Source organism: Microbacterium marinilacus, from assembly GCF_019753765.1.
GTDB lineage: Bacteria > Actinomycetota > Actinomycetes > Actinomycetales > Microbacteriaceae > Microbacterium > Microbacterium marinilacus.
The window spans coordinates 206,580-216,335 of record NZ_JAIJZW010000007.1 but is presented as its reverse complement, the minus strand read 5'-3'; the positions used below and the strand labels follow the sequence as shown (position 1 = coordinate 216,335).

The following is a 9,756-nucleotide window of genomic DNA, read 5'->3' as shown; positions in this document are numbered from 1 at the left end:
TACGGGATGCGACGCCTGTCGGAGGAGACCGGCGTGCCTCTCGGCGGCATGCTCTTCTACGGCGACCGGCTCGACCCCGACGGCAACGACTACCCCGTCCTGGCGATGGGCGAGGTGGCGTGCGTGTCCGTCACCGGCTGGCAGGACACCGCCGATCACCTCGCCGCCCTCATCCCCACCCTCCCCACACGTCAGAACGTGGGCGACACGGTCGCCTGATCCGCGTCGTCATCTCCCGCTGAACGGGTGTCGCGATGTCGCGGCGCCTGCCACAATGAGCGGGACGCGACCGACCTGCGGCCGCGCATGGACTCTTCGGGAGGGGAAATCATGGGTCTCGACGATCTCGTGAACAAGGGCAAGGAGCTGTTCGAGCAGAACAAGGACAAGGTTGAGGGCGCTCTGAAGAGCGACCAGGCCGAGGAGATCAGCGACAAGGTCATCGACGGCGTAGCCGGCGCTGCCAAGAAGGTGCTGCCGGAGAACCTCCACGACAAGGTCGACTCCGCCCGCGACGCCGCGGACGGCGCCATCGGCAACGAGAAGTAGGCCGCAGGCCCTCTTGCGAGGCCCTCACCCTCCGGGGTGGGGGCCTCGTCGCGTCACGGGTGGGCGTCCAGGGTCCGGACAGATAACGAACAGGTAACGCCCACGGGCTGCGCACCCGGCTCCCATGCCCCGGGTGGCATCCGTCCAGGGGAGCGTTGGACGGTGGAGGGTCTGCGCCCGTCGCGGCCGTCACCCGAAGACGGCCGCGTTCGAGCGGGTGCAGGCGCACCCGAGACGAAACGCCAGGAATGACGCAGAAGCAGAACGAAGCCCCATCGCTCACCCCCTTCCCCCGCCGCAACCACCTCACCCTGCTCCGTCGCGAGCGCCGCGCCCGCCGCAACCGCCGGCTGCTCGGCATCGCGCTCGGTGCCGGGATCGCGCTGTCCGGCACGGCGGCGATCGCCGCCACCTTGCCGCCGGAGGCGACCCGCGCGGTCGCCGCCCCGACCTACGACGCGCAGGCGGCCGCCGTCGCGCAGGCCACGCTCGACCGCGCGCAGGACGCGATCGAGGACGCGCACGAGGAGGTCGACACCTCCCAGCTGGAGTCGGAGGTCGAGGAGCTCTCCGACTACGACGAGATGCCGGCCGTCGTCATCCGCGGCGAGACGCTCGAGACCGAGCAGCTCGCGCAGGACGTGCTCGCCGAGACGGCCGCGCTCGAGCAGGAGGACGCCGAGGCGGCCGCGCAGGCCGAGGAGGAGCGTGCGGCCGCGGAGGCCGCCGCGGCGGCGAACACCCCGGAGGGCGCGCAGGCCACCGCCGAGCGCCTGGCCTCCGAGACGTACGGCTGGGGCTCCGACCAGTTCGGCTGCCTCGTGTCCCTGTGGAACAAGGAGTCCGGCTGGAACTACCAGGCGTCCAACGCCTCGAGCGGCGCCTACGGCATCCCCCAGTCGCTCCCCGGCGACAAGATGGCCACCGTGGCCGACGACTGGGCGACCAACGCCACCACGCAGGTGACCTGGGGCCTGGACTACATCTCGCGGGCCTACGGCACCCCGTGCGCCGCGTGGGCGCACTCGCAGTCGGTCAACTGGTACTGACCCGCCGCGCAAAGCCCCGTGCCTCCCTGGGGCTGGGGGCGTTGTCCCTCACCCCGCCCGCTCCTCGAGAAGGCGCGGGCGGGGTTTCTGGGAGCGCGCCGACAGGGGGTCGCCGAGCCGCGTGATCACGCGGCTCGCGGCGCGACACGCCCGGGTTGCGGGTGGGTGGTCGAGGGTGGCAGAATAGACAAGTTCCACATTTCCGCGTGCGCTCCCTCAGGGAGGACTGCGCGGGATCACTGCCAGGGCAGTGCACAGACCGAGTCTGGGCCGCGGGCAGGAGAACGAAATCACACACCACCTCGCAGGGGCTTCTCTGCGCGCGTGGACTGACATGTGAACACGGCCTGTAGAGGTCACTGGCCCGAAGGGTTTCCGGAGGGTCCGTGCGTCCAATGCCCCAGAGGTACGACGCTGAAGAGAGAGAGCAGACAATGGCGGGACAGAAGATCCGCATTCGCCTGAAGTCGTATGACCACGAGATCATCGACTCGTCGGCACGCAAGATCGTCGACACGGTCACTCGTGCGGGCGCGCAGGTCGTGGGCCCCGTGCCCCTTCCGACCGAGAAGAACGTGATCGCCGTGATCCGTTCGCCCCACAAGTACAAGGACAGCCGCGAGCACTTCGAGATGCGCACGCACAAGCGCCTCATCGACATCGTGGACCCGACGCCGAAGGCCGTCGACTCGCTCATGCGTCTCGACCTCCCGGCCGACGTCAACATCGAGATCAAGCTCTAAGGGCGGGGATCGACATGGCTGACATCAACAACAAGGTTTCCAAGGGTCTGCTGGGCACCAAGCTTGGCATGACCCAGGTCTGGAACGAGAACGGCAAGCTCATCCCCGTCACGGTGATCGAGCTCGCGCCGAACGTGGTGACCCAGGTCCGCACGGCGGAGAAGGACGGCTACTCGGCCATCCAGATCGCCGCCGGCGCGATCGACCCCCGCAAGGTCAACAAGCCGCTCTCGGGCCACTTCGAGGCCGCCGGCGTCACGCCGCGCCGCCACCTCGCCGAGATCCGCACCGCGGACGCCGCCGACTACGCGCTGGGCCAGGAGCTCACCGTCGACGGCACGTTCGAGGCGGGCCAGCTGGTCGACGTCGTCGGCACCAGCAAGGGCAAGGGCACCGCGGGTGTCATGAAGCGCCACAACTTCAAGGGCGTCTCCGCTTCGCACGGTGCGCACCGCAACCACCGCAAGCCCGGTTCGATCGGCGCATCGTCGACCCCGAGCCGCGTCTTCAAGGGCATGCGCATGGCCGGCCGTATGGGCGCCGAGCGCGTGACCGTCCTCAACCTCACGGTTCACGCCGTCGACGCCGAGAAGGGTCTGCTGCTCGTCAAGGGCGCCGTCCCCGGCGCGCGCGGCCGCACCGTGTACGTCCGCAACGCTGTGAAGGGGGCCTGAGTTAGATGGCTGACTCGACTCTCGCTCTCGACGTCCAGGGCATCGATGGCAAGAAGGCCGGCTCGGTCGAGCTGCCCGCCTCGGTGTTCGACGTCAAGACGAACATCCCGCTGATCCACCAGGTCGTCGTCGCGCAGCTCGCGGCGGCTCGCCAGGGCACCCACTCGACCAAGCGTCGCGGTGAGGTCTCGGGCGCCGGCCGCAAGCCCTTCAAGCAGAAGGGCACGGGTAACGCCCGTCAGGGCTCGATCCGTGCGCCGCACATGACCGGCGGTGGCATCGTCCACGGTCCGAAGCCGCGCGACTACGCGCAGCGCACGCCCAAGAAGATGATCGCCGCCGCCCTCGCGGGCGCGCTCAGCGACCGCTTCCGCGGCGACCGCCTGCACGTCGTCGAGTCGTTCGGCGTGTCCGAGCCCTCGACCAAGGACGCCGCCGCCTTCCTCGCGAAGGTCGCGCCGACCAAGAACGTGCTCGTCGTGCTCGACCGCGAGGACGACTTCGGCTACCTCAGCGTCCGCAACCTCGGTTACGTGCACGTGCTGATGGCCGACCAGCTGAACGCCTACGACGTGCTCGTCTCGGACGACATCGTCTTCACCAAGGCCGCCATCGACGCGTTCATCGCGCAGAAGGCCGGCGCCACCGAGGAGGTCTCCGCATGACCGCCGTCCAGAAGGACCCGCGCGACATCATCCTGAAGCCGGTCGTCTCGGAGAAGAGCTACTCGCTCATCGACGAGGGCAAGTACACGTTCCTCGTGGACCCGCGCTCGTCGAAGACCGAGATCAAGCTCGCGATCGAGAAGATCTTCGGCGTCAAGGTGGCTTCGGTCAACACGATCAACCGCGTCGGCAAGGCCCGTCGCACCCGCTTCGGCATCGGCAAGCGCAAGGACACCAAGCGCGCCATCGTCACGCTCAAGTCGGGCACCATCGACATCTTCACGGCAGTCGGCTGACGGTCGGGGAGGAAGAGAGAACATGGCTATTCGCAACTACAAGCCCACGACCCCCGGTCGCCGCGGCTCGTCGGTGGCCGACTTCGCGGAGATCACCCGGTCGACGCCTGAGAAGTCGCTGCTGCGCCCGCTGTCCAAGACCGGTGGCCGCAACAACCAGGGCCGCATCACGACCCGTCACATCGGTGGTGGCCACAAGCGCCAGTACCGCGTGATCGACTTCCGTCGCAACGACAAGGACGGCATCGACGCGAAGGTCGCGCACATCGAGTACGACCCGAACCGCACCGCGCGCATCGCGCTGCTGCACTACGTGGACGGCACGAAGCGCTACATCCTCGCGCCGAACAAGCTGCAGCAGGGCGACGTCGTCGAGTCGGGTGCCGGCGCCGACATCAAGCCCGGCAACAACCTGCCGCTGCGCAACATCCCGACGGGTACCGTCATCCACGCCATCGAGCTCCGCCCCGGCGGCGGCGCGAAGATGGCGCGCTCGGCGGGCGCCTCGGTGCGTCTCGTCGCGAAGGACGGCCCCTACGCTCAGCTGCGCCTGCCCTCGGGCGAGGTCCGCAACGTCGATGCGCGCTGCCGCGCGACGATCGGCGAGGTCGGCAACGCCGAGCAGTCGAACATCAACTGGGGCAAGGCCGGCCGCAAGCGTTGGAAGGGCGTCCGCCCGACCGTCCGCGGTGTCGCCATGAACCCGGTCGACCACCCGCACGGTGGTGGTGAGGGCAAGACGTCCGGTGGTCGTCACCCCGTCTCGCCGTGGGGTCAGCCTGAGGGCCGCACCCGTCACGCCAACAAGGAAAGCGACAAGCTCATCGTGCGTCGCCGTAACGCCGGCAAGAAGCGCAAGTAGGAGTAAAGAAGATGCCCCGCAGTCTGAAGAAGGGCCCCTTCGTCGACGAGCACCTGCTGCGCAAGGTGGTCTCGCAGAACGAAGCCGGCACCAAGAACGTGATCAAGACCTGGTCGCGTCGATCGATGATCATCCCGGCGATGCTGGGTCACACGATCGCCGTGCACGACGGCCGCAAGCACATCCCGGTGTTCGTCACCGAGACGCTCGTGGGCCACAAGCTGGGCGAGTTCGCGCCCACCCGCACCTTCCGCGGCCATGAGAAGGACGACAAGAAGGGCCGTCGCCGCTAAGGCGACCGAGGAGGAGAGAGAAATGGTGGAGTCCATCGCACGCGTGCGACACATCCGCGTGACCCCTCAGAAGGCTCGTCGTGTCGTCGCTCTCATCAAGGGCAAGCAGGCCCAGGAGGCGCTCGCGATCCTGAAGTTCGCGCCGCAGTCGGCTTCCGAGCCGATCTACAAGCTCGTCGCGTCGGCCATGGCCAACGCGCAGGTGAAGGCCGACAAGGACGGCGAGTACCTGGACGAGCAGGACCTGTTCGTGAAGAACGCCTACGTGGACGAGGGCACGACGCTGAAGCGTTTCCAGCCCCGTGCACAGGGCCGCGCGTTCCAGATCAAGAAGCGCACGAGCCACATCACGGTCGTGCTCTCCACGCCGGAGGTCGCTGAGACCGCTGCCGGCAGCAAGAAGAAGGCGAGCAAGTAATGGGACAGAAGGTAAACCCGTACGGCTTCCGCCTCGGCATCACGACGGACCACGTCTCGCGCTGGTTCTCTGACTCGACGAAGCCGGGTCAGCGGTACGCCGACTACGTGGCCGAGGACATCAAGGTCCGCAAGCTCCTGCAGTCGAACCTCGACCGCGCCGGCGTGAGCCGGATCGAGATCGAGCGCACCCGCGACCGCGTCCGCGTCGACATCCACACCGCCCGCCCGGGCATCGTGATCGGACGTCGTGGCGCGGAGGCCGAGCGCATCCGCGGCGAGCTCGAGAAGCTCACCGGCAAGCAGATCCAGCTGAACATCCTCGAGGTCAAGAACCCCGAGGCCGACGCTCAGCTCGTCGCCCAGGGCGTCGCCGAGCAGCTCAGCGCCCGCGTGGCCTTCCGCCGCGCGATGCGCAAGGGGCTGCAGGGTGCCCAGCGCGCCGGCGCCAAGGGCGTCCGGATCCAGGTCTCGGGCCGCCTCGGCGGCGCGGAGATGAGCCGGTCGGAGTTCTACCGCGAGGGTCGTGTGCCGCTGCACACGCTGCGCGCGAACATCGACTACGGCTTCTACGAGGCCAAGACCACCTTCGGCCGCATCGGCGTGAAGGTCTGGATCTACAAGGGCGACCTCACCAACAAGGAACTCGCGCGCGAGCAGGCCAACATGAAGCCGGCCCGTGACCGCGACCGTGGCGGCCGCCGCGGCCCGCGTCGTAACGACGCCGAGGCCCCGCAGGCCGTGGAAGGAGCTTCGGCGTAATGCTCATCCCCCGCAAGGTCAAGTACCGCAAGCAGCACCACCCCAAGCGGGATGGCGCGGCGACGGGCGGCACGAAGGTCTCCTTCGGTGAGTACGGCATCCAGGCCCTCACGTCCGCGTACGTGACGAACCGTCAGATCGAGTCCGCTCGTATCGCCATGACGCGTCACATCAAGCGTGGCGGCAAGGTGTGGATCAACATCTACCCCGACCGTCCCCTCACGAAGAAGCCCGCCGAGACCCGCATGGGCTCCGGCAAGGGCTCGCCGGAGTGGTGGGTCGCCAACGTCAAGCCGGGTCGCGTCCTCTTCGAGGTCGCCGGTGTCAACGAGCAGCTCGCTCGCGAGGCGCTGACCCGTGCCATTCACAAGCTGCCTCTGAAGGCACGCATCATCAAGCGCGAGGAGGGCGACGCGTAATGGCGATCGGCACCAAGGAGCTCGCCACGAGCGAGCTCGACACGTTCGAGGACCAGCGCCTCGTCGAGGAGCTGCGCAAGGCCAAGGAAGAGCTGTTCAACCTGCGCTTCCAGTCGGCCACCGGCCAGCTCGAGAGCCACGGCCGCATCCGCGCCGTGAAGCGCGACATCGCGCGGCTCTACACCGTGATCCGGGAGCGCGAGCTGGGCATCCGTGCCACGCCCGCCCCCGTCGCGGCGAAGGCCAAGAAGAGCAAGGCGAAGAAGGCCGAGGAGACTCCGGCCGCCGAGGGAGAGGCTGAGTGATGGCCACCGACAAGAAGGCTGTGGAGCACGCCGAGCACGACGTGCGCGACGCCGCCGCGCGTGGCTACCGCAAGTCGGCTCGCGGCTACGTCGTGAGCGACAAGATGGACAAGACGATCGTCGTCGAGGTCGAGGACCGCGTGAAGCACCCCCTCTACGGCAAGGTCATCCGTCGCACCACGAAGCTCAAGGCGCACGACGAGCAGAACACCGCCGGCATCGGCGACCTCGTTGTGATCAACGAGACCCGTCCGCTCAGCGCCACCAAGCGCTGGCGCCTGGTTGAGATTCTGGAGAAGGCCAAGTGATTCAGACCGAGTCCCGCCTCAAGGTCGCCGACAACACCGGCGCGAAGGAGCTCCTCACGATCCGCGTTCTCGGTGGTTCGAACCGCCGCTACGCCGGCGTGGGCGACACCATCGTCGCGACGGTCAAGGACGCGATCCCGGGCGGCAACGTCAAGAAGGGCGACGTCGTCAAGGCGGTCGTCGTCCGCACTGTGAAGCAGACGCGCCGCGCCGACGGCTCGTACATCAAGTTCGACGAGAACGCCGCCGTGATCCTGAAGAACGACGGGGAGCCCCGCGGCACCCGCATCTTCGGCCCGGTCGGCCGCGAGCTTCGTGACCGCAAGTTCATGAAGATCGTCTCGCTCGCCCCGGAGGTGCTGTAACCCATGGCGAAGATCAAGAAGGGCGACCTGGTCCAGGTCGTCACCGGCGCCAAGCAGGACCGCGGCGGAGACCGCGGCAAGCAGGGCAAGGTCCTCGAGGTCGTCGACGGCGGCCAGCGTGTCGTCGTCGAGGGCATCAACTACATCACGAAGCACAACCGGATCGGTCAGACCCAGCGGGGCACCAAGACCGGTGGCATCGAGACGTACGAGGCGCCCATCCACATTTCCAACGTCGCGCTCGTCGACCCCGAGACGAAGAAGCCGACCCGCGTGGGCTTCCGCGTCGAGGAGCAGGTCAAGGACGGCGTCAAGAAGACTGTTCGCGTGCGCTACGCGAAGAAGTCGGGTAAGGACATCTGACAGTGAGCACCATTGACGCGCAGGCTGGCAAAATCCAGCCGCGCCTGAAGCAGGTCTACCGCGACCAGATCCGCCAGAAGCTGCAGGACGAGTTCGGCTACGACAACGTCATGCAGATCCCCGGCCTGGTCAAGGTCGTCGTCAACACGGGTGTCGGCGAGGCCGCTCGCGACTCCAAGGTCATCGAGGGTGCGGTCGCCGACCTCACCGCGATCACCGGTCAGAAGCCCGTCGTCACCAAGGCGAAGAAGTCGATCGCGCAGTTCAAGCTGCGCGAGGGCCAGGCCATCGGCGCGCACGTCACCCTGCGTGGCGACCGTGCGTGGGAGTTCCTGGACCGTCTCGTCTCGCTGGCGCTGCCCCGCATCCGCGACTTCCGCGGCCTGTCGGGCAAGCAGTTCGACGGCAACGGCAACTACACGTTCGGTCTGCAGGAGCAGTCGGTCTTCCACGAGATCAACCAGGACAAGATCGACCGTGTCCGGGGCTTCGACATCACCGTCGTGACCACCGCGAAGTCGGACGACGAGGGCCGTGCGCTCCTCCGTCACCTCGGCTTCCCGTTCCGTACCGAGGACCAGCAGGCCTGAGGTACAATCGAGCGTTTGTGCATTTCGCCGCCGGACCAGGGCGTGTCCCCGGTCCGGCGGCGGAACGCCGCTCGGACAACTGAACAAGGATCATTCAGGAAGGTCGTCTGTCGTGTAACGGCAGCCGAAACCTCATGAAAAAAGGACAAGTCATATGACCATGACAGACCCGGTCGCAGACATGCTGACCCGTCTGCGCAACGCGAACTCGGCGCACCACGACTCCGTGTCGCTGCCGTCGAGCAAGCTCAAGACGCACATCGCGGACATCCTCAAGCAGGAGGGCTACATCTCCTCCTGGGAGGAGGCGGACGCCCGCGTCGGCAAGACCCTCACGATGACGCTGAAGTACGGCCCGAACCGCGAGCGGTCGATCGCCGGCATCAAGCGCGTCTCGAAGCCCGGTCTCCGCGTGTACGCGAAGTCGACCGAGCTGCCCCGCGTTCTCGGCGGGCTCGGCGTCGCCATCCTGTCCACCTCCTCCGGTCTCCTCACCGACCGTCAGGCTGAGCAGAAGGGCGTGGGCGGGGAAGTTCTCGCCTACGTGTGGTGATCCCTCATGTCGCGTATTGGACGTCTTCCCATTGACATCCCCGCCGGCGTCACTGTGACGGTCGACGGGCAGCAGATCGCCGTGAAGGGCCCCAAGGGCGAGCTCGCGCTCGTCGTGGCCCGCCCCATCGAGGTCAAGGTCGAGGAGAACCAGGTTCTCGTCACCCGCCCCGACGACGAGCGCGAGTCGCGTTCGCTGCACGGGCTCACGCGCACCCTGATCAACAACAACATCATCGGCGTGACCGAGGGCTACTCCAAGGGCCTCGAGGTCGTCGGCACCGGTTACCGCGTGGCGCAGAAGGGCTCGTCCGTCGAGTTCGCCCTGGGCTTCTCGCACCCCGTCACCGTCGAGCCGCCGGCCGGCATCACGTTCACCGTCGAGGGCAACAACAAGCTCACGGTGAGCGGCATCGACAAGCAGGCCGTCGGTGAGACCGCCGCCAACATCCGCAAGATCCGCAAGCCTGAGCCGTACAAGGGCAAGGGTGTCCGCTACGCGGGCGAGGTCGTGCGTCGCAAGGCCGGAAAGGCTGGTAAGTAA

At 67.5% G+C, this 9,756-nt stretch carries 18 protein-coding genes and 1 pseudogene; all 19 read left to right on the top strand.

From position 1 onward, the window contains the following. Window positions 1-219: pseudogene (locus tag K5S26_RS13200) on the top strand (hypothetical protein); the annotation flags it as partial. A gap of 111 nt (window positions 220-330) precedes the next feature. Beyond that, window positions 331-549: an Rv0909 family putative TA system antitoxin gene (locus K5S26_RS13195; protein ID WP_221858911.1), complete on the top strand. Its 219-nt coding sequence runs from the start codon at window positions 331-333 to the stop codon at window positions 547-549. A 248-nt stretch (window positions 550-797) separates the two neighbouring features. Further along, the gene (locus K5S26_RS13190; RefSeq protein ID WP_246603973.1) at window positions 798-1,598 is read left to right on the top strand and encodes an aggregation-promoting factor C-terminal-like domain-containing protein; all 801 of its coding nucleotides are present in this window, start codon (window positions 798-800) and stop codon (window positions 1,596-1,598) included. A 434-nt stretch (window positions 1,599-2,032) separates the two neighbouring features. Next, entirely contained in the window at window positions 2,033-2,341 is a 309-nt protein-coding gene (gene rpsJ, locus K5S26_RS13185) for a 30S ribosomal protein S10 (protein ID WP_135114783.1), read from the top strand. A gap of 14 nt (window positions 2,342-2,355) precedes the next feature. Then, window positions 2,356-3,015, top strand: coding sequence for a 50S ribosomal protein L3 (rplC, locus tag K5S26_RS13180; protein WP_221858909.1), 660 nt, complete (start codon window positions 2,356-2,358; stop codon window positions 3,013-3,015). Between the two features lie 5 nt (window positions 3,016-3,020). Further along, window positions 3,021-3,680 (top strand): 50S ribosomal protein L4, encoded by a 660-nt coding sequence (gene rplD / locus K5S26_RS13175; RefSeq protein ID WP_221858907.1) that lies wholly within the window; start codon window positions 3,021-3,023, stop codon window positions 3,678-3,680. After that, window positions 3,677-3,976, top strand: a complete 300-nt coding sequence (gene rplW / locus K5S26_RS13170; protein WP_221858906.1) for a 50S ribosomal protein L23 — start codon at window positions 3,677-3,679, stop codon at window positions 3,974-3,976. The genes rplD and rplW overlap by 4 nt, the downstream gene beginning before the upstream one ends. Before the next feature lie 22 nt (window positions 3,977-3,998). Then, window positions 3,999-4,838, top strand: coding sequence for a 50S ribosomal protein L2 (gene rplB / locus K5S26_RS13165; protein ID WP_221858904.1), 840 nt, complete (start codon window positions 3,999-4,001; stop codon window positions 4,836-4,838). An 11-nt stretch (window positions 4,839-4,849) separates the two neighbouring features. Continuing rightward, window positions 4,850-5,131, top strand: a complete 282-nt coding sequence (gene rpsS, locus K5S26_RS13160; RefSeq protein WP_055992152.1) for a 30S ribosomal protein S19 — start codon at window positions 4,850-4,852, stop codon at window positions 5,129-5,131. Between the two features lie 22 nt (window positions 5,132-5,153). After that, a complete protein-coding gene (gene rplV, locus K5S26_RS13155; RefSeq protein ID WP_221858902.1) occupies window positions 5,154-5,549 on the top strand; it encodes a 50S ribosomal protein L22 in 396 nt (131 codons plus the stop codon). Beyond that, window positions 5,549-6,310 (top strand): 30S ribosomal protein S3, encoded by a 762-nt coding sequence (gene rpsC, locus K5S26_RS13150; RefSeq protein WP_221858900.1) that lies wholly within the window; start codon window positions 5,549-5,551, stop codon window positions 6,308-6,310. Before rplV ends, rpsC begins: the two co-directional genes overlap by 1 nt. Beyond that, complete coding sequence (rplP, locus tag K5S26_RS13145; protein ID WP_221858899.1) at window positions 6,310-6,729, top strand: 50S ribosomal protein L16; 420 nt, start codon at window positions 6,310-6,312, stop codon at window positions 6,727-6,729. Before rpsC ends, rplP begins: the two co-directional genes overlap by 1 nt. Beyond that, entirely contained in the window at window positions 6,729-7,034 is a 306-nt protein-coding gene (gene rpmC / locus K5S26_RS13140) for a 50S ribosomal protein L29 (RefSeq protein ID WP_221858897.1), read from the top strand. Before rplP ends, rpmC begins: the two co-directional genes overlap by 1 nt. Further along, window positions 7,034-7,342 (top strand): 30S ribosomal protein S17, encoded by a 309-nt coding sequence (gene rpsQ / locus K5S26_RS13135; protein WP_221858895.1) that lies wholly within the window; start codon window positions 7,034-7,036, stop codon window positions 7,340-7,342. Before rpmC ends, rpsQ begins: the two co-directional genes overlap by 1 nt. Beyond that, window positions 7,339-7,707: a 50S ribosomal protein L14 gene (gene rplN, locus K5S26_RS13130; protein ID WP_055992168.1), complete on the top strand. Its 369-nt coding sequence runs from the start codon at window positions 7,339-7,341 to the stop codon at window positions 7,705-7,707. Before rpsQ ends, rplN begins: the two co-directional genes overlap by 4 nt. 3 nt (window positions 7,708-7,710) lie before the next feature. Next, window positions 7,711-8,070, top strand: a complete 360-nt coding sequence (gene rplX, locus K5S26_RS13125; protein WP_221858893.1) for a 50S ribosomal protein L24 — start codon at window positions 7,711-7,713, stop codon at window positions 8,068-8,070. A gap of 2 nt (window positions 8,071-8,072) precedes the next feature. Continuing rightward, window positions 8,073-8,660: a 50S ribosomal protein L5 gene (rplE, locus tag K5S26_RS13120; protein ID WP_221858891.1), complete on the top strand. Its 588-nt coding sequence runs from the start codon at window positions 8,073-8,075 to the stop codon at window positions 8,658-8,660. A 154-nt stretch (window positions 8,661-8,814) separates the two neighbouring features. Then, complete coding sequence (rpsH, locus tag K5S26_RS13115; RefSeq protein WP_221858889.1) at window positions 8,815-9,213, top strand: 30S ribosomal protein S8; 399 nt, start codon at window positions 8,815-8,817, stop codon at window positions 9,211-9,213. A gap of 6 nt (window positions 9,214-9,219) precedes the next feature. Then, the gene (rplF, locus tag K5S26_RS13110) at window positions 9,220-9,756 is read left to right on the top strand and encodes a 50S ribosomal protein L6 (RefSeq protein WP_221858880.1); all 537 of its coding nucleotides are present in this window, start codon (window positions 9,220-9,222) and stop codon (window positions 9,754-9,756) included.

Excerpts from the sequence above, each read along its gene's own strand:
- K5S26_RS13195 (WP_221858911.1), top strand. The coding sequence starts at position 331 with ATGGGTCTCGACGATCTCGTGAACAAGGGCAAGGAGCTGTTCGAGCAG.
- K5S26_RS13190 (WP_246603973.1), top strand. The coding sequence starts at position 798 with ATGACGCAGAAGCAGAACGAAGCCCCATCGCTCACCCCCTTCCCCCGC.
- rpsJ (WP_135114783.1), top strand. The coding sequence starts at position 2,033 with ATGGCGGGACAGAAGATCCGCATTCGCCTGAAGTCGTATGACCACGAG.
- rplC (WP_221858909.1), top strand. The coding sequence starts at position 2,356 with ATGGCTGACATCAACAACAAGGTTTCCAAGGGTCTGCTGGGCACCAAG.
- rplD (WP_221858907.1), top strand. The coding sequence starts at position 3,021 with ATGGCTGACTCGACTCTCGCTCTCGACGTCCAGGGCATCGATGGCAAG.
- rplW (WP_221858906.1), top strand. The coding sequence starts at position 3,677 with ATGACCGCCGTCCAGAAGGACCCGCGCGACATCATCCTGAAGCCGGTC.
- rplB (WP_221858904.1), top strand. The coding sequence starts at position 3,999 with ATGGCTATTCGCAACTACAAGCCCACGACCCCCGGTCGCCGCGGCTCG.
- rpsS (WP_055992152.1), top strand. The coding sequence starts at position 4,850 with ATGCCCCGCAGTCTGAAGAAGGGCCCCTTCGTCGACGAGCACCTGCTG.
- rplV (WP_221858902.1), top strand. The coding sequence starts at position 5,154 with ATGGTGGAGTCCATCGCACGCGTGCGACACATCCGCGTGACCCCTCAG.
- rpsC (WP_221858900.1), top strand. The coding sequence starts at position 5,549 with ATGGGACAGAAGGTAAACCCGTACGGCTTCCGCCTCGGCATCACGACG.
- rplP (WP_221858899.1), top strand. The coding sequence starts at position 6,310 with ATGCTCATCCCCCGCAAGGTCAAGTACCGCAAGCAGCACCACCCCAAG.
- rpmC (WP_221858897.1), top strand. The coding sequence starts at position 6,729 with ATGGCGATCGGCACCAAGGAGCTCGCCACGAGCGAGCTCGACACGTTC.
- rpsQ (WP_221858895.1), top strand. The coding sequence starts at position 7,034 with ATGGCCACCGACAAGAAGGCTGTGGAGCACGCCGAGCACGACGTGCGC.
- rplX (WP_221858893.1), top strand. The coding sequence starts at position 7,711 with ATGGCGAAGATCAAGAAGGGCGACCTGGTCCAGGTCGTCACCGGCGCC.
- rpsH (WP_221858889.1), top strand. The coding sequence starts at position 8,815 with ATGACCATGACAGACCCGGTCGCAGACATGCTGACCCGTCTGCGCAAC.
- rplF (WP_221858880.1), top strand. The coding sequence starts at position 9,220 with ATGTCGCGTATTGGACGTCTTCCCATTGACATCCCCGCCGGCGTCACT.